This window comes from Streptomyces sp. JLBJ103 (assembly GCF_058215575.1).
The window spans coordinates 6803511-6829400 of the sequence record NZ_CM177089.1 but is presented as its reverse complement, the minus strand read 5'-3'; the positions used below and the strand labels follow the sequence as shown (position 1 = coordinate 6829400).

Here is a 25890-nt window from a genome sequence, read left to right as displayed (position 1 = left end):
GGCATTGCTGAACCCCCAGCCACCGTCCGGCGAACCCCACGCATGGCAGCCGCCACCGAGGTCCGTGTGTAGTGCCGCATTTCTGGATCCCATTGCCCATCCCATCCGAGACACCGGACACGAACCCACACTTCAGTCCGTTGTTAGACTTGAGTATAGGTATGGATGGGAATCTAGTGAGCGAGCATGCGACTCGTCAAGAGAGGCCCTGATCCGTGTTTACTGAGACCATGACAAGCGCACGAGCAGCCACACCTCCGGCGGCGACCACGCCTCACCAGGGAAGACGGGAACGCAAGTGGCAGCAGATGCATGACCGGCTGTACACCTCTGCGGTCGAGCTCTTCATGGAGCGCGGCTTCGAAGCCACGACCATGGACGCCATCGGCGAGCGGGCCGACGTCGCGCGGGCAACGGTCTTCAATCACTTCCCGCAAAAGGCCAGCTTTCTGGACGAGTGGGGGGTACGGCGCTGGGTTCGGGTCACCGAGATCCTGAGCCGCGAACAAGCGGCCGGGCTGCCCGCCGCCATGCGCCTGCGGCACTATCTCCGCGCGTTGGCCGACCTCAACACCGAGTCCCGGGCACTGACAGTCGTCTTGATGGATGCCTCCACGCATTTCGGTCGGCTGCTGCAGGACCCATCACTGGGCGTGGAGCTGGCAGCAATCGTCGAGGACGGACAGCGCGACGGGGAATTCAGACCCGGCGTGGATCCCGGCCAGGCCGGCTCGCTGCTCGCGGTCGGCTACTTCTCTGAGGTCTCCCGGTGGATCGCCACCGAGCCGGCACCCGTCGACCTCGCCGACCGCCTCGTCGAGATGCTCGATCTCGTGATCTCCGGCTTGCACACCGACCCGCGGACGCCGTGAATCGGGAGCTGTCGTCCCAGGCCCGATTCCGATGCTGGGAGTTGCGCTGATCCGGCCTCGAGTCTTTCGAGCACCCACCCGCGCACGGAGCCCGCGCACGGAGCGGGCGACCGACGTTCTGTGCAGTGACGCCCAGCGCATGTGGCGGGCTCGCCTGGGGCGCACGCAGCCTGACGCCCGAGCGTTGCATGCGCCAGGTGCTCCGCACCGGTCACCCGCAGGGCCTGGACGAACCGTTGTGCAACGACCGTCCGGTCAGCAATGGCTCCCCGTGTGAGGAGCGCTGCTCCTGCTCAGCGCGGCCGGCGTCCCAGTTGGGGCAGCACCCGGGACGCTCGCCGCGGGCTACGCACGCGTACCCGGACGGGAACGGATCAGCAGGCCGGTCAGGCGATGAGCCTCGTCCAGCAGGAGCTGCCCCAGCTGCGGGCGCCGGTCAGGAGAGAACCGCTGCTCGACCCCTGTGAGTGACAGGGCTCCGACAGGGTTTCCCTGAACATCGAAGACGGCCGCCCCCATCCCCCAGCTGCCGGCGACGAGAAGATTGGGATTCGTCGAGTACCCGTCCCGCCGGGTCAGCACGAGCCGCTCACGGATGGCGGCCGCGGAATGACTCTCCCCCCAGGCGGACGTCAGGTCGTTGTCGGCCAGATAGGCGTCGGCCCAATGCTCCGGGAGGAACGCCAGCACCGCCAGCCCGGCCGAGGCCACCCCGAGCGGCAGTCGCAGTCCCTCATGAAGCACGAACGAACGGATCGGGAAGCTTCCGTCCTCCCGCACCAGACAAACGGTTTCCTCTCCGCGACGCGTCGAGAAGAAGGCGCTTTCCCCGGTCGCCTCCGCCAGACGGCGCACCGATGGACGGGCTTGCTCCGTCACGTCGAAGCGAGAGGCCGCGGCAGCACCGAGAAGGAAGAGTTCAGGCCCCAGCACCCACCTGCCGCCAGGGGTGCGATCGACGAAGGCCTCGGCCTGCAGGGAGGAGAGCAGACGGTGCGTGGTGGGGCGGGGCAGCCCGATCCGGCGCCCCAGAGCGGCCGTAGTCTCCCCGCCGGGCTCGGACTGGGCCAGGGCATGCAGTACGGCGGCGGCGCGCCCCAGAACGGAAGCAGGTGGGTTCACACCGGGCAGTCTATGCGTCCACTCAGTGAACGCGCGGGCTCGCCTTGTCTTGGGCAATGAGCAATCCCGCAGGGAAGGTCGATGTCACCTTGACCCCGTGACACCTGCGGTTCTTTCATCGGTGAGCCCGCCTCGGGCGGAAGACCGCTGATTTCCAAGGAGTGGACGACACATGGACAAGGTGGTGACGAGCGCGGCGCATGCCGTGGCGGACATCGACTCAGGAGCAACCATCGCGGTGGGCGGGTTCGGGCTGTGCGGAATCCCGTCAGTGCTGATCGATGCCCTGCTGGACCAGGGGGCCGACCAACTCGAGGCCATCTCGAACAACTGCGGAGTGGACGACTGGGGCCTGGGCCGTCTGCTCCAGGCCGGACGACTGCGCCGCGTGGTCTCTTCCTACGTGGGAGAGAACAAGGAATTCGCGCGGCAGTACCTGGAAGGTGAGCTGGAAGTCGAACTCACCCCGCAGGGCACTCTTGCGGAGCGGATGCGTGCGGGAGGCTCGGGAATCCCCGCCTTCTACACCGCCACCGGGGTCGGCACCCAGGTCGCCGACGGCGGGCTGCCCTGGCGCTATGACGCCGCCGGCGGGGTGGCCGTCGCCTCGCCGGCCAAGGATGTGCGGGTGTTTCCCACCTCCGAGGGCGAAAGGGAATTCGTCCTCGAATCCGCCGTCACCGCCGACTTCGGGCTGGTGCGCGCCTGGAGGGGGGACCGCCACGGCAATCTCGTCTACCGGTCCGCGGCACGAAACTTCAACCCCCTCGCCGCCATGTGCGGCCGCATCACCCTCGCCGAGGTCGAGGAACTCGTCGAACCCGGTGAGCTTGACCCCGACGAGATCCACACCCCCGGCGTCTACGTGCATCGCGTCGTCGCCCTGAGCCCCGAGCAGGTCACCGACAAGCGCATCGAGCGACGAACGCTCCGAGCCACGCCGGCAGCCGACCAGAAACAGCGGAGCACGGCCAGCCAGAGCAAGGGAAAGGACAGGAACTGATGGCCTGGACACGGGACGAAATGGCCGCCCGAGCCGCCGCGGAACTCACCGACGGCTCTTACGTCAACCTCGGCATCGGCCTGCCCACCCTCGTACCCAACCATGTGCCCGACAGTGTCGAACTGGTCCTGCAGTCCGAGAACGGGATCCTGGGCATCGGTGCCTACCCGGACAGCGAGGACGCCGTCGACCCCGACCTCATCAACGCCGGCAAGGAGACCGTCACGGTGCGCCGTGGAGCATCGTTCTTCGACTCCGCCACCAGCTTCGGCATGATCCGTGGCGGCAAGATCGACGCCGCCGTCCTCGGAGCCATGCAGGTGTCCGCCCAGGGTGACCTCGCCAACTGGATGATCCCCGGAAAGATGGTCAAGGGGATGGGGGGCGCCATGGACCTCGTCCACGGCGCCCGCAAAGTCATCGCACTCATGGAGCACGTCGCCTCCGACGGAAGCCACAAGATCGTCAACGAGTGCACACTCCCCTACACCGGGCGCCGCGTCATTCAGCGGATCATCACCGACCTGGCCGTCATCGACGTGCTCGATCCCACCACCGGCGCACAGGCGCAATCCGGTGCTCCCGGCCCGCGGGTCCTCCAGGTCGTCGAACTGGCTCCTGACGTCACAGTCGACGAGGTTCGTGAGAAGACGGGGCCCGAGCTGGAACTGGCCGACGGCATCGGGGACTTGTCAGGCCGTGCCACTGGTGGCGTGCCAACGTAGGACGGGACGGGCTGCTCTCCATGACGACCTGCCCGTTCGAACTCGTCGACCTTGCCAACCTCTCAACCATAAGGAAAGCGGGGTAGAGCGATGACCATCAGCACTGACCCGACGGTCACCACCGACCCCGCCGCCGCGGCGGATTCAGCCCCGACGCACCAGCCACCCGGCGCGCCAGTGGCGCTGTACTTCCAGCGCTGCGGCTGGTGTTCCAGCCCGGTGTTCCCCGCCAGGCTGGAGTGCCCTGTCTGCGGTTCCGGAGAGCTGAGACGTGAGCAGAGCCGGGGGACGGGCCGCGTGCACAGCCGCCGTAGCGGAAACCAGCAGTTCACGTCCGTGACGATCGAGCTCGATGAGGGTGTACGCGTCATGGCGCTGATCAAGGGAGTCCCGTGCGCGTGTATCGCGGTCGGTACCCGTGTCCGCTTCGGCGGGATGGACACCGGGCGTGACTCACTGCCGGTCTTCCACCTGGAGGCGGGTGACCACTGACCGTACCTGCGCCCGGCGCCGCACCCGCAGCCGGATCCAGACCTCCCAAAGGAGTGAAGTCCCGCCTTCAAGCTGCGAGTGGCCCAGCAGCTTCGACCCGCTCAGCAGCACCTCACACACCGCCACCGGCCATTTCGGCCCGTGGTTCAGCACAGCGGCGCACGCACTCCGACCACCACCCGCTGGCCGGCCCTCACCGCTCCCTGTTCCCTGATCTCCCATGGCCCGGGCATTGACACTCAGACATAGGTTGGCCCAACCTATTCATATAACTCATGCATTTCCGATGCCTTCCGAGGACGTGAACATGGGGATCAATCTCTGCCAGGTGCTCACCAGCAGTGCCGGCCTACACCCGCGGCGTCAGGCAGTCGCCGGGGCCTCGCCCACCACGTTCCGACAGCTGGACGAGCTGACCGGCCGGTTCGCCGCGCTGCTGCGCGGCAAGGGCCTGCAGCCCGGCGATCGGGTGCTGGTGCGAATGCCGAATTCGCTCGCGTTCGTCGTCGCGTACTTCGGAGCTCTCAAGGCCGGTGCTGTCGTCGTGCCTGCCACCACCATGCTGCGGCAGGCCGAGCTCGGCCACATGGTTACAGACGCCGACGTCACCTTTGTGGTCAGTCCTGACGAGGCTGCCGCCCGCTTCGCGGGCGTGGCAGTGGTGACCCTGCCGGCGGACGCAGAGGCCAGTGATCTCCTCCGTCTGCTGGCGTCGGAGCCTGCCAGCAAGTGGGTGGAACGAGCGCCGGAGGACATCGCGGTGGTCGTCTACACCTCGGGCACAACCGGCTGCGCAAAGGGTGCGGCCTTGACCCACTCGAACATGCTGTGGAACGCCGCAGTCATGTCGGACGCCCTCAGCTACACGCCGGATGATGTGGCGCTGATGGCGCTACCCGGCTCGCATGTGATGGGTCAGAGCATCATCCTCAACGCGGCACTGGCATCGGGTGCCAGCGTTCTTCCGCTCGCACGGTTCGAGCCGGAGACGGCGCTGCAGCAGATGGCCGAGTTCGGCGTGACGGCTCTTGTCGGGGTTCCCACACTGCTCACCGCGCTCCTCGATACGTATACGCCTGGCAAGCATGCCCGGCTCAACCTGCGGCTGGCGGGCGCCGGCGGAGCTCCAGTGCCCGACGCGCTGCTTCGCAGCTTCGCGGACGTCTTCGGCTGCACGGTTTTCGAGGGGTACGGACTGTCCGAGTGTTCCGGCGCAGCAGTGGTCACGCACACCGGCCGAGTTCGAAAGCCCGGATCGGCTGGCCAACCGATCTGGGGGGTCGAGGTCCGCATCGTCAACGCTCTCGGGGCTCCCGTGCCAGCCGGCGAAGAAGGCGAGATAGAGATCCGGGGGCACAACGTGATGGCCGGATACCTGAATCACAACGAAGCAACAGCACAAGTCATGCGGCCTGGCGGCTGGATGGCGACCGGCGACATCGGCCGCGTCGACGAAGACGGAGACGTCTTCGTCCTCGACCGCGCCAAAGACGTCATCATCAGGGGTGGCTTCAACGTCTACCCGCGTGAGGTGGAGGAGGTACTCCTCGGCCATCCTCACATTCGCGAGGCCGCGGTCGTAGGTGTTCCCCACCGACTCCACGGCGAGGAGATCGCCGCTGTCGTGGTGACTGACGGCGCTCAGCCGGACCCCGACGATCTGCGTGCCTTCGTCCGTGAACGGCTCGCCCCGTACAAGTACCCGCGGCTGGTCACCTACGTCGACCAGCTCCCGAAGGGGCCCACCGGCAAGTTGCTGCGGCGTGAGGCATGGACCAGCACTCTCAAGCCGGACGCCGGATCCCCCGACACCCCGGTCTGACTCTGCCCGCCCCAACCAAGCACTCCCTCGAAGCTCACCTCATAGGAGAACTAATGAACAAGCCCCTTGAAGGCCGTGTCGCGGTCATCACCGGATCCAGTCGCGGCATCGGCCGTGAGTTCGCGCTGCGGCTCGCCAGGGAAGGCGCCGACATCGTCATCACCGGCAAGAGCGAAAGCGACAGCGAACAGCTGCCCGGGACCATCTACTCGGTTGCCGAAGAGGTGCGCCAGCTGGGCCGCCGCGCGCTGGCGATCAAGGTGAACGTGCGGGAGGAAGCAGACGTTAAGCGCATGGTCGACCGTACGCGGGCCGAGTTCGGCAGGCTGGACATTCTCATCAACAACGCAGGGGCTCTCTGGTGGGAGCGTGTTATCGATACTCCGCCCAAGAGGGTGGCGCTGATGTACGAGGTCAACCTGCGGGCGAGCTACTATGCGACCTACTACGCCCTTCCGCACATGATTGCCGGCGGGTGGGGGCACATCATTATGAACAGCCCGCCCATCACGGTCGAGGCCACCCCCGGGTACGCGATGTACTACTCCACGAAGATGGGTATGACCCGCCTGGCGATCGGTGTCGCCGCCGAGCACCACGACGACAACATCGCGGCGAACAGTCTGTGGCCCGCGACACCTATCGAGTCCTACGCCACGAAGAACTGGTCCGAGGACAAGATGGGGCGCCCCGATCAGTGGCGCACGCCGGAGATCATGTGCGACGCCCTGATGGAGATCCTTTCCTCCGAGCCGAAGTCCTGCACGGGCCGGCAGATCATCGACGAGGAGTTCCTCCGCGAACGGGGCTGGACCGACGAGCGCATCGATACGTACTGGACGACCGGCGTCGCTCCGTCGGACCCGATGTGGATCGACGAACGCGCCTACCAGAAGAAGTAGTTCGCTGCCTCTGTCCTCATCGATTGCTGCGACGCAGACAAGGAACAGCCCGGGCCGCGAAGGACAGATAATGACACGTTGCGGTGGAAGTTCAGATCGCCTCCTCCTCACGTGGCTGCGTGCGCCGCAGGAAGCGCTCGACTCCCATGCGAGATGGCGTGATGCAGTGCTGCACGCAGTCCGCTGCCGTGATCGGCAGCGGGTGAATCGAGAGATGATGGGTGGAAACAATGGAGACGACCACATCCGGCTACGTCGTACTGGGCATGATTGCCATCGGTTCCCGCTCCGGGTACGAGGTCCGTCGTTCCGCGGAGCTGTCGCTGAGACACTTCTGGTCGATCTCCCCACCACAGATCTACTCCGAATTGAGCCGTCTGGAAGATGCCAAGCTGATCCGGGGCTCCGACGATCCGAAAGGCAATCGCAAGCGTCGCATCTATCAGATCACCGCGGACGGCACCCAGGCACTGCGGGAGTGGATCCTGCGAGACGACCGAGCGGACCTGGAGATCCGTGATCTGCTCCAGGTGAAGATCTTCTTCGCAGACGTCCTCTCCCTCGAGGAAACGCAGGCTCTGATCACGCAAGTCCGGGAACGTTCGATCCGCTACCTGGACAAGCTCAGGCAGAAGGTGCTCCCAGCGGCGCAGAAGACCCAGGACCGGCATGCGGCCGACGCTCCCATCCGTCTCGCCCACCTTCATGTCGAGCTTCACGAGTTCCTGCTGTCCTGGTGCGACCGGGTCTCCGCAGAACTCACCAACCCATCGCACCACACCGACGTCGAGCGCTAACGCCTCCGAGCGCGCTGCTGCACGCGCATCGCGTCGTCCGGAACCAACGCAAAGAGAGCCGTCTGTGGATTTCAACGAATCTGATGAACACCGTGCGCTGCGCAAGGCCGTATCGGAGCTTGGCACTCGCTTCGGGTTTGGCTATATGCGCGACAAGGCCAAGGCCGGACAGTCGACCACTGAACTGTGGCGGGAAGCTGCCGGGCTGGGCTTCCTCGGCGTACACCTGCCCGAGGAGTACGGTGGCGGTGGCGCTGGCATGTACGAACTCGCCCTCGTCCAGGAGGAGCTCGCAGCAGCTGGCTGCAGCCAGTTGATGATGGTGGTCTCGCCCACCATCTGCGGAACGCTCATCACACGCTTCGGTACCGAAGGCCAGAAGGAGCGTTGGCTGCCTCCCCTCTCTGACGGCTCCGTTCTCATGGCGTTCGGCATCACCGAGCCCGACGCCGGCTCCAACTCGCACAACCTCGCCACCACGGCACGTCGCGACGGCCAGCAGTGGGTCCTCAACGGCCGTAAAATTTACGTCAGCGGAGTGGACCAAGCCGCGGCGGTGCTCATCGTCGCCCGTACCGAGGACTCACGAAACGGGCGGCTGAAACCGGCGCTGTTCATTGTGCCGACCGACACCCCGGGCTTCGAGTACCGCCCCATCGACATGGACACCGCCATCCCGGAGAAGCAGTTCCTGCTCTTCCTCGATGAGGTACGGCTCCCCGCCGACGCGCTCGTCGGCAGCCAGGACGCGGGACTGGCCCAGCTTTTTGCCGGGCTGAATCCGGAGCGGATCGCAGCAGCAGCGATGTCCACAGGCGTCGCGCGCTACGCACTCGGCGTAGCTGCGTCCTACGCCAAGGAAAGAGTGGTCTGGGGACAGGCCATCGGCGCCCACCAGGGCGTCGCCCACCCGCTGGCGCAGATCAAGATCGAACTCGAACTCGCCAGGCTCATGATGCAAAAGGCCGCCAGTGCCTACGACGCGGGGGACGACAAGGCTGCCGGCGAAGCCGCCAACATGGCCAAGTACGCCGCAGCCGAAGTCGGCGTCAAGGCAGCAGATCAAGCTGTTCAAACCCTCGGCGGAAATGGGTTCGCCAGCGAGTACAACGTCAGCACGCTTCTCGCCAGCACACGGATCGCGCGCGTGGCACCCGTAAGCCGAGAAATGATCCTCAACTTCGTGGCCCAGTCCAGCCTGGGCCTACCGAAATCCTACTGACTCGCCGTGCCGGTCCCACATGCCCCGGCACGCGTCCGTGATCAGGCCACCACTCGGTATCCGCCACGCGAAGGAGCCCCGTCTTGCCACTGCTTGAGCGTGAGAGAGATGTATTCATCCTGACACTGGGTGCCACGGAGAACAGATTCCACCCGGACTGGATGGCTACCGTGTCCGCCCACCTCGACACCATCACGGGCACCCCCGGGCCGAGGGCACTCGTCACCACGGCGCACGGCAAATTCTTCTCCAACGGACTGGACCTCGAATGGCTCTCCAGCAACGCAACCCAGAGCGATGACTGCGTGATGCAGGCGCACCAGCTGCTCGCACGCGTTCTGTCACTGCCCGTGCCGTCGATCGCAGCGGTCCAGGGCCACGCATTCGGCGCGGGGGCCATGCTGGCGCTGGCCCACGACTTCCGCCTCATGCGACGGGACCGAGGGTTCTTCTGTCTGCCCGAGGTAGACATTGACTTGCCCTTCACCCTCGGCATGGCCCTGCTCGTCCAAGGACGCCTCCCGCAGCCGGTCGCCCACGAAGCGATGACAACTGGCCGTCGCTACGGGGGTGCGGAAGCCACAGATCTTCACATCGCCGAAGCTGCCGTAGACCAGGCGGCTGTTCTTCCGCTCGCTATTGAGCGGGCGGCCAAGCTCACCACCAAAGCGGGCCCCACCCTGGGCGCCATCAAGGAGCAGATGTACGGAGAAGTCCTGGCCTCGCTCCGCGATACCGAGAATCATCAAACCTCCAATGACACCGGTCCAACGATACCGCGGCGCCGTCCCTGAGGGAGTTGCGCTCCTTCAGATCAGACCCCACGCAAAAGCCCCGCTCATGCGTCGAGGACAGCACCACCACACATAACGAACGGTCTGCGGCGAGCGCACCGCAGGCGTCGCGGATCGGACGGGCCAGGTCCGTCGAGATGACGTCGGGTAGTTGGCCCACTCTCATTCTCATCGATCACCCGCGAGGAAGGCGTCTAACCTCAATACCGGTAATTTAGGGCGTTTATGTTCGTTTGACCCGTTTGGGTTTGGTGGCACCAACGATGGTGATGGCCAGCACGCGTGGGCGGTCTGTAACGCGGTGGGCGGCGCGTTTGAGGGGCCAGCTGGCGACTTTGCGTTTGATGACGCGGGGGTTGGTCCGGCGGCGTCGTGGTGGCAGGAGGCGTTCGAGGAGTTCAGCGTGGGTGGCTTTGACGGCGCGGGTGAGTCGGCCGGGGGGAAAATGCCGCCTGGTCGGTGACCTGGCGGCGCACGACGCGCAGTGAGCGGGTGAAGGAGATCCGGTCGGGGTCCCGGCCGGCTTGTCGTGCGGCCTGGTGCATCAGGTGCCGGATGGCGTGGTGGACGAGCAGGAAACCGTAAAGCTCCTGCTCGGCCCCGTCCGGGTGCTGCGACCGCAGTACCAAGTGCGACCCGCCAAGGTGGGTTTTGATTTCGTCGAGGGTGGACTCGAACTCCCATCGCTGGGCGTAGAGGGCGGCCAGTTCCGCGGCCGGGGCCTCGTCCGGGTCGAGGATCGTGGTGAGGAGCCGGTAGAAGCCCTCGTGGCCGGCGATGGTGTACTCCACCGCGCGCACCGGCACCCCACGACGGGTGTGGTGGATGTCGCTCCGGTCGAAGATCTCAGTGAGATAGGAACCGTCCGGCAGCTGCTCGACCACCGGCAGCACGAGGTCTTTGCGGACTCGCCACAGCAGGTCCGCCCCCGTCGCCGCGGCTGTGCGCCACAGGTCCACGCCGTAGAAACCACGGTCGGCCAGCAGCAGCATCCCCGGCCGCAAGGACACCAGGACCGCCCGGGCCAGAGCCTGCTCTCCGGTGCGCAGACCTCCGATCGCGGCATCGAAGATGGCGTGGGTGCCGCACTCCACCAGGCCGACCATGCGCAACTGCGGCCAGCCGACGTCCTGTTCACCGCGCCCGGAGCGGGGCGGACGGCCGAACGCCTCCACATTCGCCTTCGTATCGGGCAGGTCGAACGTGGTGCCGTCGACCGCGGTCAGCCGCCAGCCGCGGTAGAAGGCGCCCCGAGTGTCCGGTGTGGCAACCGGACGGCACACCCGCGCGAACAACTGCCGCAACGGCGCCACTCCCAGCCGGGACCTGGCTTTCCAGATCGCAGCCGTACTCGGCACCACCCACGATGTACGCCAACCCCGCGCACCCTGCAAACCCGCGGTCAGCAGTCGGGCGACCTCCTCGTAGCTCTGCCCCGAGAACAGGCACATCGCCAACACGAAGTAGACCACCAACCGGGCCGGCAACAGCCTGTTCCGCTGCTGCACCCGACCCGTCTCCGCCAACACCTCGTCCACAAGCGACTGAGGAAACGCCTGCGTCAGCACCCCGACCGCGACTCGGTCCGACAACCGCTCGCCAGATGACTTCAGCTGACCCGCTCTTGCCACGCCAACAACAACGACCAGATTGCCCCTAAGTTACCGGTATTGCGTCTAACCTCGCCGTTTCGGTTGGGGCGATGAGGCGTCGTTGATCGTCAGCTGTCGGGTGGGCGAAGTGTTTTCGCTGCTTGGTCATGGCGGAGCCCTGGCGCGGTTGCCGGGTTATCCAATGCCTTTCGAGTCGTGGGCGGGCAGGGGTTAGGTGTAGCCGCCGTCGACGAGGTGCTCGTTCTTGCCCAGGCGGACCGGACGGCCATAGCGGCGTCCCCACTCCTCGTCCACCAGGCCGACCAGCAGATGCGGGGCAGTGCCGGCGAGCTCCTCCAGCGCGGCCCGCACCGCCTCGCTGATCAGCCCCAGCCGAGTCAGGTCACGCACTGCGGCCAGGACATGAGTGGAACCGGTGCGCTGCGTGGTGCGCTCACGCACCAGCCCGGCCTCCTTGAGACGCGCCAGCGCGAGATCGAGGAGACGGTCAGCGCGATCGCCTGGGTGAGGCGCCCACGGAAGTCGGCCAGCACACTGTGATGGAAGCCGGGATCGTCCAGTTCCAGGGCCAGGGAGTACGTGAAATCGATGCGGCAGCGCACCGCCTCGGCAGCCTGCCGATCCGACAGGTCGAGCAGGAACTGCAGCACGCAGACGGTGGCCAACTGCGCGGGCGAGAGACCGGGACGTCCGTCCCGCGGGTACCAGTCGGCGAAGTCCTCATCGCACCACAGGCAGTCCAGCCGGTCTCTCACCCACATCGCCGTCGTCCCACCCGGGTTACTCGCCCGCTCAACCTGCGCAGTCAACGACGGGACCTGCTCACCGGAACGGGGACGGAGCGACAACGGACACCTCGACAACTGCATCGGCCTTCGGAACAACCCGAGCATGCCCGTTGATCACGCTGTCGCACCGGCAAAATCCAAGATCCCGACAGAGTCAAGTTAGCTGCCGATGGGCAGGTGTTGCTCGGTCCAGATTGACTTGCCAGTAGGCGTGTAGCGGGCTCCCCATCGGTCTGCGACTGCGGCGATCAGATAGAGGCCCCGTCCTCCCTCGTCGGTTTCCAGGGCACGGCGGATACGAGGCATGCTAAGGCTGCCGTCCGAGACCTCGCAGATCAGCGTCCGGCTACGCAGGAGGCGCAGTGCGACCGGTCCCTTGGCGTGACGCACCACATTGCCCACCAACTCGCTGACGATCAATTCGGTCGCCATCAGCAGTTCGTCCAGGCCCCATGCGGTGAGCTGCTCCCGGACGTAACCGCGGGCCCGCCCTGCGGCCACAGGGCCATCGGGCAATAGCCAGAAGGCGATATCCCCCCGGGCTGATCTGCAGGTGCGGGCGACCAGGAGGGCAACGTCGTCGCTCGTATGTCGCGGTTCAGGCACCAGCGCCGCAACAAGAACATCGCATATACGTTCGAGATCGGCGGTGTTGCTCCACTGTTCAGTGCCCCCGAGTTGCCGGGCGAGGTGGGCCATCCCCTGGCTGATGTCGCGTGTCGATGACTCGACCAAGCCGTCGGTGTAGAACACCAGGAGGCTGCTCTCGGGAAGCTCCAGTGTGCCCGTGTCGAAGGGCGGCGTTGCGGCGCCAAGTGGCGGATTCAGCGGGATGTCGGGGAAGCGGACGCTCCCGTCAGGTTGAACTACCGCTGGGGGCGGGTGGCCGGCCCTGGCGATGGAGCACTGGCCGCTGGTGGGGTCGTAGACGGCGTACAGGCATGTGGCGTAGAGGTCGTCACCAAGGTCGCTGATCATTTCGTTGAGGCGGAAGAACAGCTCGTCTGGGGGCAACTCCAGATCAGAGAGGGTACATACCGCCGTACGCAGACGACCCATGGTGACAGCTTCGGACAAGCCATGGCCCATGACATCCCCGACGACCAGCGCGACCCGGTCCCCGGACAAAGCGATCACGTCGTACCAGTCGCCACCTACCTCCGCTGCCTCACCGTTCGGCAGATATCGGGCGGCTACGGTGACGGCGGGGAGGGACGGCAAGGTGCGGGGCAGAAGACCACGCTGCAGTTCGCGAGCCCGGCGGTGCTCGGTGTCGTACAGCCGAGCCCGCTCCAGAGCCTGTGCCACCAGGCCGCTCAGCGCCGTGATAAGGGTGCGCTCCTCGGAGGTGAACGTGTGCGGCTGGTCGTATGAGATGACGCAGACCCCGACCGTGCGTCCCGAGACAACGAGAGGCAGGTACGCCCACGCCTGCTTACCGCTTTTAACCACGACCTCCGCTAGCTGCGGGTAGCGGCGGATGCTTTCCTCCCGTGAGGAGATGAAGATTGGGATGCGGTCGGCCAGGGCTTGTTTGATCGGCTGGTGGGGCTGGTTGGGCAGGATTCTCTCCAGCCACTCGAGGAACTCGTGCGAGTACCCAGTAGCACCCACAGCGAAGACGCGCCCACCTTCCACGGCCCAGATTCCGACACCAACCGCGCCGAACAGCGACAGGATGTGCTTGTCCACTACCTCTACGACATCTCGCGCAGTGACCGCCGCAGTAAGATCCCGGGTCAGCTCCGCGATCCGAGCAGTGACTTCCGGGGCGGATCCCGTCCTGGCTTGTTGGGCTTCGCGCTGCTGGGTGCCGGTGCCCGTCCGCCCCTGGGTGAAGTGGCTAGCGGTGACGGCCCGCAGGGTTCCGCCGCTCCATCGGGCCTTGTGCTTTTCTTGCCGAGCGGTACGCGGCCACATACCCTTCCACACTGCGAGCTCCCGTCGTGCCCGGTACTCGATGCTGTAGGCCGCGAGAACGTGGATCGCCTTGTTGAAGCCATGCACGCCCCCGCTCGGGGCGACTCCCGACCGCTGCGGCCAGTCCGCGTTCACCGGGCCCATGCCGCCGAAACGATGCCGCCCGGTACCAGCGCGGAGTCGCAGTTGGCTCCCTCTTCCGGCGTTGCATCGAGCGGAGGTGAATGGCGCGCCGCTAAAGAACGGATTCAACCCGGAAGCAACATTAAAACAACCCTACACCCCGTTCGGAGGGTGACCGAACGCATGAAACCCTGACGGGTGTCTTTATAGCTGTACGGTGTGACCTGGGGATTTGCGATCGCGTAAGGATCGACGTGATCACTGCTCGTGGGCCTGCGACGGCTCTACCTGATCTTCCGCCGACTACTTGGCTGCCTCCTCATGCTGGGCCGTTCATCCGCCGCGAGTAACGCCGAGATCCTGGTGCTTCGCCATGAGGTCGCTGTGCTTCGTCGACAGAATTGAGCGGCCGCGGCTCTCGTGGGCAGATCGTGCGGTGCTCTCCGCTCTCGCGCGGCACCTGCCGTCCGCCTTACGCCGCCACCGACTGGTCACCCCGAGCACGCCCGCCGCCTGGTGCGCTGGAAATGGCGCCAAACGTCGACCAGCCCCGGCCGGCCACCGCTACCGGAAAAGATAGTCGCGCTCATCCAGCGACTGGCGAGGGAGAATCCGACCTGGAGGTACGTCAGGATTCAAGGCGAGCTGCGCCGTGCCGGGCGCGCAGGATCTGGGCGGTCTGGGTGCACCATTCGGCCGTTTCCTTCTCGAAGCGGAGGCCGCGCAGGCAGGTCAGGTACGGACCGATCCGGTCGCCGGTGGCCAGGAAGGTCGGCTCGTCGAGGTCGCCGCGCAGGCGTGAGAGGGCGTTTTCGAAGATGTCGGCCTTGGCGGCGGCGAGGGTAGCTCGTTGGTCGAGCTGCTCGACCACGGCGGCGGCGGAGATATGGTCCACGGCCTGCACTTTGACCAGGAGGTCATCGCGGATCACGGAGGGTTTCGCCGCCCCTGCGGCGAAGCGCTCCAGCTCGGCCAGGCCCGCGTCGGTGAGGGTGAACAGCCGCTTGGTCGGTCGGCCCTCCTGGGCGACATCCCGGCCCTCGACGAGGCCACTCTCCTCCAGCTTGGACAGCTCCAGGTAGAGCTGCTGCGGCAGTGCGTGCCAGAAGTTGGCCACCCCTCGGTCGAATGTCTTGGCCAGCTCATAACCGCTGGACTCGCCGTCGAGCAGTGCCGCCAGCACCGCGTGTCGCAGGGCCACGGTTGGTCTCCTCCTGTGCTCGGTCGTTTCCGCTAGCTGACTCACGCGGAGCCACCCTGTCTAGCATAGTCATGAATGAGAGTAGTAATGTTTATGACTATCGAGAGTGCGGGTCCCGCACCCTGCTACGTCGAGTGCCGCGCTCGCGGCTCGCTCCCTCCAAGCAGAGCTCCAGCCGTCTAAAAAGCCCCCTCCCGCGACCACCGCACAGAAGCACCCCCATGAGAGGAAAGGGCATGAGCCTGACCAGTAGGCCCCCGTACACCGGCGGCTTTACACCGGTGACCGAGGAGGTCACCGCATTCGACCTGCCCGTCACCGGCCGCATCCCGGCCGCACTCAACGGCCGCTACCTGCGCAACGGCCCCAACCCGATGAACCTCGACGACCCCCGACTGCACCTGTTCACCGGCGACGGGATGGTGCACGGCGTACGGCTGCGCGAGGGCAAGGCCGAGTGGTACCGCAACCGATGGGTCCGCTCCGCTCACATCGCCGAGGCACTTGGCGAACAGCCCCGCAACGGAGCCTCCGTCCACCTCAGGGACACCGGCCCCAACACCCACGTCATCGGCCACGCCGGCCGTACGTTCGCCCTCGTCGAGGCCGGGCCGAGGCCGTATGAACTCACCTACGACCTCGGGACGGTCGGCCCCAGCGACTTCGGCGGCACCCTGCCTGCCGGCTTTACCGCCCACCCCAAACTGGACCCGGCGACCGGCGAACTGCACGCCGTCACCTACGGCCGGAGCGACATCGTCCGATACCTGGTGGTCTCCCCAGCCGGCCTGGTCACCCGCAGCGTGTACATCCCCGCCGCGCACGCCCCGATGATGCACGACTTCGCGCTGACCCAGAAGTACGCCGTGCTCTACGACCTGCCGGTCACCTTCAGTCGCGAGGCCGCCCAGGCGGGCAGCCCTCTCCCGGTGGCGTGGAACGAGAGCCGGGGCGGGCGCATCGGCCTGCTGCCTCGCGAGGGGGAGGAGGTGCGGTGGTTCGACATCGACCCCTGCTTCGTCTTCCACACCCTCAACGCCTACGACGACGGCGACAAGGTCGTGGTCGACGTGGTCCGGTTCCCGAAGATGTTCGTCAACGCCGAGCTCAGCGGCAACAGCCTTCCCACACTGGACCGCTGGGTCATCGACACGGTCACTGGGACGGTCACCGAAACCCGGCTCGACGACCGCCCACAGGAGTTCCCGACGATCAGCCCCGCTGTCGTCACCGGCACGCACCGCTACGGATACTCGGCCGTCACCGCGGACCTGCTCCGTTTCGCCGGCCCGGCCGCGGGATTGGAGGACCTGTCCAACGACTCGTTGACCGACGCACTGCTCAAGCACGACCTGAGCAAACAGCTCACCGAGGTCCGCTCCTTCGGCAGGGGACACCACACCGGTGAGGCGGTCTTCGTACCCGCCGAGAACGCACGGGCGGAGGACGACGGCTACCTCATGGCCTACGTCCACGACCCGGATCGCGGCGCGAGCGACCTGGTGATCCTCTCCGCACAGGACTTCACCGGTGCCCCTGTCGCAACCATCCACCTCCCCGCACGCGTACCGCTCGGCTTCCACGGCAGTTGGATCCCCGACCCGGCCTGACACCCCGCCGGGCATCACCGGCCGCCGCAGGTCAAGCTCTGGATCACCGCCCGTCACGTCCCGGGCAGCCCCTCCCGACCATGCGGAGACCAGTGCCGCATCAGGCACGTTCGGCATGCCGACGTCCGGCAGTACGTGCCGGTCGTCGGCATGCCGGTTCCGGCAGCCGACCGGTACGAACGGCTGCCGTCTGCGCACGGGTACTACGGGGTGCCCGCAGGTGGAATCCGGTTCCCGGTCGGCCTATGTCAACCTGCGCCCGGCCGAAGCCAGCCGGGCAGCCTGGAGCGAGGCGATGAGGAGGGCGGTCGCCCCGACTGCCGCTACTGCCGTCCCAGCGGACGGGAAGCCGCGAGAGGACCGCCAGGACAACACCGACCACCGAGATTGCGCGGACAACAGCGACCCTGTACTCAGCCAAGACCCGGCCGAGAGGCAACGACAGAGCGGAACCCACTGAGCAGACCGACAACGCGCTCCCCACTGAGCAGACCGACAAGGTGCTCCCTACCGAGCAGACCGACAGCACCGGGCGTCGGGGCCGTAGGCCCAGGTGCTGTGCCGGGGCTTGAGGGCCATCACGAACGGCAGGCCGGCGGCGTGCAGGCCGGCGCGCGGAAGCTGTCCTGGTCGCCGTAGGCGCAGTCGGCGGCCACCGCGCGGAAGACCAGCCCGGCCGCCCTGGCCTGGATGGCAAGGTCGGCCGCGATCTGCGGTTTGGTGCGAAAGGCTCGAACTGTCCCTGACCGCAATCGACCTGCTGGCCTGGACACGCCTGCTGCTGGACGGCGAGTTGGCCACCGCGGCACCCAAGAAGCTCCGCTACCGCATCCTGCACGTCGCTGCCCGCATCACCCGCGGCGGACGCCGCCTCCACCTGCGAATCTCCGCAACCTGGCCCTGGCGACACGAGCTGACCAGCGCATTCGCCCGCCTCACGGCCCTGCCACGGCCATCCACCTGGCCCGCGACACCGTCCCTGCCTGCCCACGACTCGAGGAACCCTGGAGCACCCGACCCGAGCGTCGAGCCCCAGCCATGCCCACTCGACGACCGGCAACCGAATCACCCAGCCGCCGCGATCAGGCCAGCTCAACCACCCGCAACGAAACAGGGAGACTAGTCTCTTCGCCCCGAACACGTCGGAAGCACCAGTCATCACGTTCAGCGAATCGCTTCGGTTCAGGAACTGGCGGAGCGCGGTGAGGAAGTCGTCCGGTACGACACGGCCGACTTCCCCACCGCTCCCGCCTGGCCGTCTCCCTCACGGGGGACGGCTGGCTTATTGAGAATTCTCATTCGTGCACGGCAGAGCGTCCTTGCGGGGCTGTGCCGGCCTCGCCCGCCCTGGCGAACCGCAACCGCGTTTGCCGTGACGAGGTCGCGGGCTGCTCGTTGAGCTGCGCATGGGTGGGGATGCCTTCACGCAGGACGCGGCTCGGTGGTCATCGGGGCCGCCCGAGTTGGACGAGCGGTTCATTCACCGGTTCGCTCGGAGTGAGCCGCGGTAGTCGGCGCTGGCGTATCCGGCTGATCGCTCCGCTGGAGCGGATATGCCATCCACGCCGGACCAACGGTCACCGCCACGACGAGTAACGAACTCCACCACATGACGCGCCGTCAGCCCGACAGGCTCGGAGACAGCACTCTGACCAGCTCGGGTACCGAATCACTGCTGGAGTCCAGAAGCCCCGCTCTACGCCGTACGGCGAATCGCCCCGTCTCGCCGCCCGCGTCGGACAGGGGTACGGGCCGGTGGCCGCGGGGGTCCCGGACACCGGCCCGTACGTTCGGGGCCGAAGGCGTCAGCTGGACGTCTTCGAGGACGTCGACGCCTTCTGGGTCAGGTCATAGAGCGTGGTGCTGCCCACGGTGACCTTCTTGTAGGTGGCCTTGACTCATGAGCTGATCTTGGAGGAGGTGCCGCCACCGCCGGGGCCGCCGCCCGCCTGGCCCGAGTCGATGAAGTAGTGGATCTTGCCCTGCTTCACATACGCCTGGAACTGGGCGAGGGTCGGGGACGGGTCACCGCCGGCGAAGCCGCCGATGGACATGACCGGGTCCTGGGTGGCGAGCTGGTACCCGACGGTGTTCTGCGAGCCGATCGCCGCGGCGACCCAGGTGTAATCGCCGGAGTGCTGCTCCAGCTTCGCCGTTACCTTGGCGTTGACCTGCTGGCCCACCATCCCCTGCTGGTTGCCCTGCCCCGGACTGCCGTTCTTGCCCGGGCCCTGTGTGCCCTGACCACTCCCCGTGCCGTTCCGCGGGGGCTGGCCGCCGCCCGGGAAACCGCCGCCGGGGAACGCCCCGTTCTGACGGTCCTGCGGGCCACCGCCCATGCCGCCACCCGGCTGGTCGTGACCGGTCTGACCCTGCTGACCGGCTGACCCTGGCCCTGGCGATCGCCCTGCATGCCGAACAGCCCGCGCCCGGGGCCTGCCGAGCCGCCCTTCACCGCGGGCCCGGCCGTCGGGATCGAGCCGCCGTGCGGGGTATCGACCGTGTTCAGGGTGTACGCGACCGGCCCGGCCAGCACTGCGGCGAGACCGAGCCCCGCCACGCCCAGTGCCAGACTCCGGTCCAGCCGCGCCGCCGGCAGCAATCCGACCGCCGCGGCGAGACCGGCGATCAGCACCACCCACCGCAGCCACGGGTGCCAGTCCGCGGAGCGGCCGAGCAGCACATACGGCCAAACGGCCGTGACCGCCACCGTGACGGCCAGCGCTGCCGAGGCCGGCAGGCCGGACCGCCGCTCCCACAGCAGCACCGTCCCCATGCCCACGATCGCCGCGATATACGGCGCGAGGGCGACGGTGTAGTACTGGTGGAAGGTCCCGGACATAAAGCTGAAGATGACCCACGTGATCAGCAGCGCCCCGCCCCACGCCAGGAACGCCGCGCGCTGGGTGTCCGTGCGCTTGGCCCGCCAGGTCAGCCAGATCCCCGCCGCCAGCAGAATGAAGGCGGCGGGCAGCAGCCAGGCGATCATGCCGCCCAGGTCGGAGCCGAAGAGACGGCCGATGCCGGTCTCGCCCCACACGCTGCCGCCACCGCCACCGCCACCGCCAAGGCCTTCACCGCCGGAGTGCTCGTTGCCGCTGATCCGTCCCAGGCCGTTGTAGCCGAAGGTCAGCTCCAGAAAGCTGTTGTGGTCCGAGCCGCCGATGTACGGCCGCGAGGATGCGGGCCACAGCTCGACGATCGCGACCCACCAGCCGCCGGAGATGACCAGCGCGAGCCCCGCGAGCAGCAGTTGGCTGATCCGCTTGCCGAGCCCGGCCGGGGCGCACACCGCGTACACCACCGCGAGCACCGGCAGGATCAGCCACGCCTGGAGCGTCTTGGTCAGAAAGCCGAGCCCGAAGCAGACGCCCGCCAGCACCAGCCACTTTGTCCTGGCGTCCTCCAGCGCGCGCAGCACGCAGTAGACGGCCGAGACCATCAGCAGACACAGCAGCGAGTCGGGGTTGTTGAAGCGGAACATCAGCGCGGCGACCGGGGTGACCGCGAGCACGCCGCCCGCTATAAGCCCGGCGGCCGCGCCGGACCTGCGCCGTACGGCCGCGTAGAGCACCCCGACCGTCGCCACGCCCATCAGCGCCTGGGGGGCGAGGATCGCCCACGAGCTGAGCCCGAAGAGCCGCACCGACAGGACCATCGGCCACAGCGCGGCCGGTGGCTTGTCAACAGTGATGGAGTTCGCGGCGTCCAAGGAGCCGAAGAAGAACGCCTTCCAGCTCTCGCTGCCCGCCTGGACGGCGCCCGAGTAGTACTGGTTGGCGTAGCCGGAGGCGCCCAGGCTCCACAGATAGAGCACGGCGGTCACGGCGAGCAGGGGCCCACAGGGCGGGGCGTGCCCAGCGCGGGTCCTCCGGCCGCCCCCACCACATCCGCGCCAGGCGCGAGCCGCCGGGGCCCTGCGGCCCCGCCCGGTGGGATGCGGCGGCCGGGGGCGGCTGGGGCGGTGCTCCGGCTTCCGAGGTGCCGGGGTTGTACGTCGTCATCGGGGGTTCCTCGGGTCGTGGTCGGTCGTGGTCCTGCTGTCCGACGGGAAGACCCAGGCTCGGAAGAGCAGGAAGCGCAGAACGGTCGCGGCGAGGTTCGCCGCGATCAGCACGGCCAGTTCGGTGCCGTGCGAGGGGGTGCCGGGGGCGGCGTCGAGGGCGGCGAGGGAGCCACTGGTCAGCACCAGGCCAATGCCGAAGACGACGAGCCCCTGCGCCTGATGGCGCACCGCCCGGTCCCGTCCGCGTACCCCGAAAGTGAGCCTCCGGTTGGCCGCGGTATTGCCGAGCGCGGACAGCAACAGCGCCAGCGCGTTGGCCGTCTGGGGGCCCGTGCCGAGCCGGAAGGCGGAGTACAGCAGCAGATAGACCAGCGTGCTGAGCGCGCCCACCACACAGAAGCCGACGAGCTGCCGGGGCAGTCCGCCCGGTACCCCGCTCAGTTCGCGGTCGCGCGGATCGTCACCGAAGGGGCGGCGCACCCGGTCCAACGGCAGCGCGCCGGTTGCCAGCGCGCGCCCCACCCGCCAGACGCCCTTGAGGTCATCGGTGGCCGTCCTGACGATGTGCACTGTGCTGTGCGGGTCGTCGACCCAGTCCACCGGCACCTCGTGGATCCGCAGCCCCGCCCGCTCGGCCAGCACCAGCATCTCGGTGTCGAAGAACCAGCCGGAATCCTCGACCAGCGGCAGCAGCCGCTCGGCGACGTCCTTGCGGATCGCCTTGAAGCCGCACTGCGCGTCCGAGAAGCGCGCGGCCAGACTGCCGCGCAGGATCAGGTTGTACGCCCGCGAGATCAACTCCCGCTTGGGCCCACGCACCACCCGCGAACTGCGGGCCAGCCGTGAGCCGATCGCCAGGTCGGAGTGGCCGGAGATCAGCGGGGCGACCAGCGGCAGCAGCGCGTTGAGATCGGTGGACAGATCGACGTCCATATAGGCGAGCACAGGCGCCTCGGACAGCGGCTTGCGGTCACGATTCCCCGATGCCGTGGCGCCCACCACGCACCCGCTTGTCCACACGCCCACACCGCTGGGCACCCGCACGGTATGGTGCGAACAGCAATCCCCCGCATCGGAGGTCATCGTGAGCGCGCAGCCAGACGGCCCGCATGGACCGCTGATCCCCATGCCGGACCTCACCCCTGATGCACTGCGCGCGGCTGTGGCCCGGATCGCTCCCAGCAGGATCCCTGCACTCACCCAGCATCTGTTCGAGGCAACTACAAACGCACAACAGACACAGAGCCTCGCTCCCCTTCGGGCTTTCATCCACTCGTGGGCTGTGTTCATCGCCATCGAGCGACACCCAGAACGTGCAGCCCGCCTCCGTGAACTCGAGCGAATCGTAGATACGGCCGAACAAGACCCCACGACGGTCATCGATGAAATTCAGCAGATCCGCAAGACAGCGGAGGCCGAGGCCGGGCTGTGACCGACTGGATCTGGGAGTACAACCCGAGCGAGGAGCACGTCGCTGGCGGACTTGCGCCGGGCGTAGTGGCAGAGGTTGAGCGGCTGGCAACCGAGTTCGCGGCCCTCGGAGTTGACGCGGCAAAGGTGGGCCGACCCTTGGACCGGGAAGGCGGACTCCGGGAATTCGACATTCTCGGCGGACGCGGCTTTATCAGCTTCCTCGCAGTGGCGCGCCACCACTGCGTCTACGTCTGCAGTATCACCTGGTACGGCTGACGTCGTCCGCGTTGCGCTCGAGGCAGGAAGATCAATCGGCCTGTCCCGCTCGGTAACTACGATTCTGTCTCTGGCCTGCAGCTTCTCCGCTCTGAGTGGCGGCCTGTACGGCGTCTGGGATGATCTCCCGATGCCACTGTCGATCGTGTGCCGCTCAGAAACGCGTCACTGCTGGTCATGCTGCGTACCTGTACTCATTGATCAGGCGCCGCCAAGGACACGGGTCTGGAGCAGCCGTCATGGGGTTTTCAGGTCGGTCAGCGGCGCAGTGTGGTGGTCGGCGAGGGGAGGTAGTTGCTCTCGGGCCTGATGCGGTCGATGTCCGTTGTAGTGTCCGGCGTAGGTGCTGAGAACAGGGAGAGCGGAGCAATTGTCAAATCCTGTGGATCTGGTCCGCGCGGCCGGACGTCAGTTGGTTCAGAACCGAGTCCGGTCTCACAGGGTGGTGTTCGCCTGCCGCATGGCGGATGAGCTGCTAACTTCCGCGTCATGGCGAACCAGAGCGACGGCACAGATCTCCGAAGCCGGGTGGCCGATGCCGACAGCGGTGTCCTGTTGTTCGGCATCACGCCGCCCCGCCTGAGCAACACTCCCGAGCGGATCCGGGAGATCACCGCAGCCACCCTGGCACGGTTGGAGTCCCTCGATGTCGACGGTCTGGCGCTGTACGACATCGACGATGAGAGCGATCGTAATCCGGCGCAGCGGCCGTTTCCGTACCTGCCGACCATCGACCCTGCCGTGTACCACGCGGACTATCTCGGCAAGTGGAACCGCCCGGTGGTCGTCTACCGGTGCGTCGGCAAGTACTCCCAGACGGAGCTGCGGACCTGGCTGCGGACGGCCGACGCCGACCGGCTGCTCGGCGTCTTCGTCGGCGCGTCCTCGAAGGGGAAGGCGGTGCGGACCGGCCTGTTCGAGGCGCAGGACCTGCGCCGCGATGTCCGCCCAGACCTGCTGCTCGGTGGCGTGGCCATCACCGAACGCCCCGAGGAGCATCTGCGGCTCGTCGCCAAGCAGGTGGCCGGATGCGCGTACTTCATCTCGCAGGTCATCTACAGCGCCGACGCGGCGAAAAGCATGGTCTCCGACTACTACTACGCCTGCCGCGAGCGGGACCTCGAACCGAGGCCCGTCCTGTTCACGCTCTCGGTGTGCGGCTCGGTGAAGACGCTGGCGTTCCTCCAATGGCTCGGCGTCGACGTCCCGCGCTGGCTGGAGAACTCCCTGCGCCATGCGGACGACACCCTGGCCGAGTCATACCAGCACTGCTTGGCGAACGCCCGGGACCTGATCGCCTTCTGCCGCAAGCTCGGCATGCCGTTCGGCTTCCTCGTGGAGAGCGTGTCCATCCGCAAGGTCGAGATCGACGCCTCGGTCGCCCTGGCCCACGAGCTCAGCAGGCTGCTCGGACGAGGTACACCCTCGGTGTGAAGCCGGGCACGAACGTGCGGCTGTCGAATCCCGCGATCGGGACGCGGCTCAGGCCGCGCTGGCGTCCTCCCGTTCGACGAGGACGCCGCGCTTGAAGCGGGCTCCGGCTCGCACAAGGGCGACCAGGTGCGGCGCATTGACCGCGCGCCAGCGTTCCTGGGCGGACTCGATCAGCTTGAACGTCATCGCCAGAGCGGCCGACCGCGACCCGGCGCCGCGGGTGACCTTGGTGCGCAGCCGCACGGTGGAGAAGGTCGACTCGATCGGGTTCGTGGTACGCAGGTGGATCCAGTGCTCGGCCGGGTAGTCGTAGAACGCCAGCAGCACGTCCTCGTCGTCGACGACCTTCGCCACGGACTTGGGGAACTTCGCGCCATACTGCTTCGCGAACGCCTTGACGGCGGCCCTGGCCTGGTCTTTGTCCTCGGCATTGTAGATGTCTGCGATCGCGTTCTTCGCCGCCGGCTGCGCCGACTTCGGGAGAGCGTCCAGGACATTTGCCGTTTTGTGCACCCAGCATCTCTGCTCGCGCGTTTCGGGGAACACCTCGCGCAGCGCCTTCCAGAAGCCCAGCGCGCCGTCACCGATGGCCAGTACCGGGGCGCGCATGCCGCGCCGGGCGCAGTCGCGCAGCAGGTTCGCCCAGGACTCGCCGGACTCCCGGTAGCCCTCGTCCAGGGCTATCAGCTCCTTGCTGCCGTCGGCCCGAACGCCGACCATGACCAGCACGCATGCCTTGGCCTCGTCCAGGCGCACCTTCAGGTGCACGCCGTCGGCCCACACGTAGACGAAGTCGGTCTTCGACAGGTCCCGTTTCTGGAACGCTTTGTGATCGTCGCTCCACTGCGCGGTCAGCCGCGACACGGTCGCCGACGACAGCCCGGCGGCCGAGCCGAGGAACTGTTCCAGTGCCGGGACGAAGTCGCCGATGGACAGGCCGTGCAGGTACAGCAGCGGCAGCACCTCCGATATCTTCGGGGTCTTGCGGGCCCACGGCGGCAGGATCGCCGAGGAGAATCGTTTGCGCTCCCCGGTCTCGGCATCGATCCGCCGGTCGTTCACTCGCGGCGCTTTGACCTGCACCGGCCCGGCCGAGGTGGCTATCGTCCGCTCTGCGTGGAAACCGCTTCCTGAAGTCCCAGACCCACGGCTTCCTCGCCACCGACCTGTTCCACGTCGACACCCTCGCCCCGCACCGCCTGTACGCCCTGTTCGTCATGGAGGTCCGCACCCGCACCGTGCACATCCCCGGCGCCACCGCTCACCCCACCGCCACCTGGGCGACCCGGCACGCCCGCCAGCTGCTCTGACAACTCGGCCACCGCGCAACCGAGTTCACCCACCCGGTCCGTGACAGGGACACAACGTCCACGACCGCCTTCGATGCCGTCTTCGCCAGCGAGGGCATCACCGTAGCCAAGATCCCTCCGAGGAGCCCCAACCGCAACCCGCACGCCGAGCGGTTCGTACGCTCGGTACGTGAAGAGCGCACCGACCGCCTGCTCATCTTCCACCGCGGACACGCCGAGAAGATCCTCCACGACTACGCCCGGCACTTCAACGGCCACCGACCCCATCAGGGCCGAGATCAGCTCGCGCCGCTGGACGACCCAGACGTCATCCCCCTGCCGTCAACCCGGATCGAACGCCGACAAGCCGTTGCCGGACTCGTCAACGAGTACCGCAGCGCCAGCCGACCACCCGACGAAACCCCAGCGCACCGGCTATGAAGCCATTCTGAAGCGGTACGACCGA

The 25890-nt window shown here is 67.2% G+C and carries 20 protein-coding genes and 5 pseudogenes; 15 read left to right on the top strand and 10 right to left on the bottom strand.

Annotated features, from left to right (window positions below):
• Window positions 1–308 precede the first annotated feature (308 nt).
• The gene (locus AC4BEG_RS30065) at window positions 309–872 is read left to right on the top strand and encodes a TetR/AcrR family transcriptional regulator (protein WP_490702822.1); all 564 of its coding nucleotides are present in this window, start codon (window positions 309–311) and stop codon (window positions 870–872) included.
• Window positions 873–1217: 345 nt separating this feature from the next.
• On the opposite strand, the gene AC4BEG_RS30060 is transcribed toward AC4BEG_RS30065, so the two are convergent.
• Window positions 1218–1994: an IclR family transcriptional regulator gene (locus tag AC4BEG_RS30060; RefSeq protein WP_490702821.1), complete on the bottom strand. Its 777-nt coding sequence runs from the start codon at window positions 1992–1994 to the stop codon at window positions 1218–1220.
• 172 nt (window positions 1995–2166) lie between these two features.
• Between AC4BEG_RS30060 and AC4BEG_RS30055 the strand changes: the two genes are divergently transcribed.
• The 8 genes from AC4BEG_RS30055 (at window position 2167) to AC4BEG_RS30020 (ending at window position 9751) form a co-directional block, all read left to right on the top strand.
• A complete protein-coding gene (locus AC4BEG_RS30055; RefSeq protein WP_490702820.1) occupies window positions 2167–2997 on the top strand; it encodes a CoA transferase subunit A in 831 nt (276 codons plus the stop codon).
• Window positions 2997–3722 (top strand): 3-oxoacid CoA-transferase subunit B, encoded by a 726-nt coding sequence (locus AC4BEG_RS30050; protein ID WP_490702819.1) that lies wholly within the window; start codon window positions 2997–2999, stop codon window positions 3720–3722. The genes AC4BEG_RS30055 and AC4BEG_RS30050 overlap by 1 nt, the downstream gene beginning before the upstream one ends.
• A 90-nt stretch (window positions 3723–3812) precedes the next feature.
• Entirely contained in the window at window positions 3813–4214 is a 402-nt protein-coding gene (locus AC4BEG_RS30045) for a Zn-ribbon domain-containing OB-fold protein (RefSeq protein ID WP_490702818.1), read from the top strand.
• A gap of 286 nt (window positions 4215–4500) precedes the next feature.
• Complete coding sequence (locus tag AC4BEG_RS30040) at window positions 4501–6036, top strand: long-chain-fatty-acid--CoA ligase (RefSeq protein WP_490702817.1); 1536 nt, start codon at window positions 4501–4503, stop codon at window positions 6034–6036.
• A 53-nt stretch (window positions 6037–6089) separates the two neighbouring features.
• The gene (locus AC4BEG_RS30035; RefSeq protein ID WP_490702816.1) at window positions 6090–6938 is read left to right on the top strand and encodes an SDR family oxidoreductase; all 849 of its coding nucleotides are present in this window, start codon (window positions 6090–6092) and stop codon (window positions 6936–6938) included.
• Between the two features lie 230 nt (window positions 6939–7168).
• Window positions 7169–7735 carry a helix-turn-helix transcriptional regulator gene (locus tag AC4BEG_RS30030; protein ID WP_490702815.1) on the top strand — a complete coding sequence of 189 codons (567 nt, stop codon included), beginning with the start codon at window positions 7169–7171 and terminating at the stop codon, window positions 7733–7735.
• A 64-nt stretch (window positions 7736–7799) separates the two neighbouring features.
• Complete coding sequence (locus tag AC4BEG_RS30025) at window positions 7800–8957, top strand: acyl-CoA dehydrogenase family protein (protein ID WP_490702814.1); 1158 nt, start codon at window positions 7800–7802, stop codon at window positions 8955–8957.
• 83 nt (window positions 8958–9040) lie between these two features.
• On the top strand, window positions 9041–9751 hold the full coding sequence (locus AC4BEG_RS30020; protein WP_490702813.1) for an enoyl-CoA hydratase-related protein: 711 nt from the start codon (window positions 9041–9043) through the stop codon (window positions 9749–9751).
• Window positions 9752–10149: 398 nt separating this feature from the next.
• Here AC4BEG_RS30020 and AC4BEG_RS30015 read toward each other — a convergent pair whose 3' ends face one another.
• The 5 genes from AC4BEG_RS30015 to AC4BEG_RS29995 form a co-directional block, all read right to left on the bottom strand.
• On the bottom strand, window positions 10150–11382 hold the full coding sequence (locus AC4BEG_RS30015) for an IS4 family transposase (RefSeq protein WP_490702812.1): 1233 nt from the start codon (window positions 11380–11382) through the stop codon (window positions 10150–10152).
• 192 nt (window positions 11383–11574) lie between these two features.
• Complete coding sequence (locus AC4BEG_RS30010; RefSeq protein ID WP_490702811.1) at window positions 11575–11754, bottom strand: hypothetical protein; 180 nt, start codon at window positions 11752–11754, stop codon at window positions 11575–11577.
• Complete coding sequence (locus AC4BEG_RS30005) at window positions 11742–12119, bottom strand: transposase (protein WP_490702810.1); 378 nt, start codon at window positions 12117–12119, stop codon at window positions 11742–11744. The genes AC4BEG_RS30010 and AC4BEG_RS30005 overlap by 13 nt, the downstream gene beginning before the upstream one ends.
• Window positions 12120–12311: 192 nt before the next feature.
• Window positions 12312–14216 carry an ATP-binding SpoIIE family protein phosphatase gene (locus AC4BEG_RS30000; protein WP_490702809.1) on the bottom strand — a complete coding sequence of 635 codons (1905 nt, stop codon included), beginning with the start codon at window positions 14214–14216 and terminating at the stop codon, window positions 12312–12314.
• A gap of 607 nt (window positions 14217–14823) precedes the next feature.
• A complete protein-coding gene (locus AC4BEG_RS29995; RefSeq protein WP_490702808.1) occupies window positions 14824–15396 on the bottom strand; it encodes a PadR family transcriptional regulator in 573 nt (190 codons plus the stop codon).
• A gap of 236 nt (window positions 15397–15632) precedes the next feature.
• On the opposite strand from AC4BEG_RS29995, the gene AC4BEG_RS29990 reads away from it, so the two are divergent.
• The gene (locus AC4BEG_RS29990; protein WP_490702807.1) at window positions 15633–17006 is read left to right on the top strand and encodes a carotenoid oxygenase family protein; all 1374 of its coding nucleotides are present in this window, start codon (window positions 15633–15635) and stop codon (window positions 17004–17006) included.
• Window positions 17007–17537: 531 nt separating this feature from the next.
• On the opposite strand, the pseudogene AC4BEG_RS29985 reads toward AC4BEG_RS29990, so the two are convergent.
• Window positions 17538–17734 (bottom strand): annotated as a pseudogene (locus AC4BEG_RS29985) (transposase); the annotation flags it as partial.
• A gap of 2 nt (window positions 17735–17736) precedes the next feature.
• On the opposite strand from AC4BEG_RS29985, the pseudogene AC4BEG_RS29980 reads away from it, so the two are divergent.
• A pseudogene (locus AC4BEG_RS29980) lies at window positions 17737–17964 on the top strand (transposase); the annotation flags it as partial.
• 847 nt (window positions 17965–18811) lie between these two features.
• Here AC4BEG_RS29980 and AC4BEG_RS29975 read toward each other — a convergent pair.
• Together AC4BEG_RS29975 and AC4BEG_RS29970 are read right to left on the bottom strand one after the other, a co-directional pair.
• Window positions 18812–21010: pseudogene (locus AC4BEG_RS29975) on the bottom strand (glycosyltransferase family 39 protein).
• A pseudogene (locus AC4BEG_RS29970) lies at window positions 21007–21972 on the bottom strand (GtrA family protein); the annotation flags it as partial. The pseudogenes AC4BEG_RS29975 and AC4BEG_RS29970, both read right to left, overlap by 4 nt.
• Window positions 21973–22096: 124 nt before the next feature.
• Here AC4BEG_RS29970 and AC4BEG_RS29965 point away from each other — a divergent pair.
• The 3 genes from AC4BEG_RS29965 (at window position 22097) to AC4BEG_RS29955 (ending at window position 24135) form a co-directional block, all read left to right on the top strand.
• On the top strand, window positions 22097–22444 hold the full coding sequence (locus AC4BEG_RS29965; RefSeq protein ID WP_351904950.1) for a DUF6247 family protein: 348 nt from the start codon (window positions 22097–22099) through the stop codon (window positions 22442–22444).
• Entirely contained in the window at window positions 22441–22701 is a 261-nt protein-coding gene (locus AC4BEG_RS29960) for a hypothetical protein (RefSeq protein WP_490702806.1), read from the top strand. The genes AC4BEG_RS29965 and AC4BEG_RS29960 overlap by 4 nt, the downstream gene beginning before the upstream one ends.
• Window positions 22702–23190: 489 nt before the next feature.
• Complete coding sequence (locus tag AC4BEG_RS29955) at window positions 23191–24135, top strand: methylenetetrahydrofolate reductase (protein WP_490702805.1); 945 nt, start codon at window positions 23191–23193, stop codon at window positions 24133–24135.
• 48 nt (window positions 24136–24183) lie between these two features.
• On the opposite strand, the pseudogene AC4BEG_RS29950 reads toward AC4BEG_RS29955, so the two are convergent.
• Window positions 24184–25263, bottom strand: a pseudogene (locus AC4BEG_RS29950) (IS256 family transposase); the annotation flags it as partial.
• A gap of 278 nt (window positions 25264–25541) precedes the next feature.
• Between AC4BEG_RS29950 and AC4BEG_RS29945 the strand changes: the two are divergent.
• Window positions 25542–25865, top strand: a complete 324-nt coding sequence (locus AC4BEG_RS29945) for an integrase core domain-containing protein (protein WP_490707254.1) — start codon at window positions 25542–25544, stop codon at window positions 25863–25865.
• Window positions 25866–25890 lie beyond the last annotated feature (25 nt).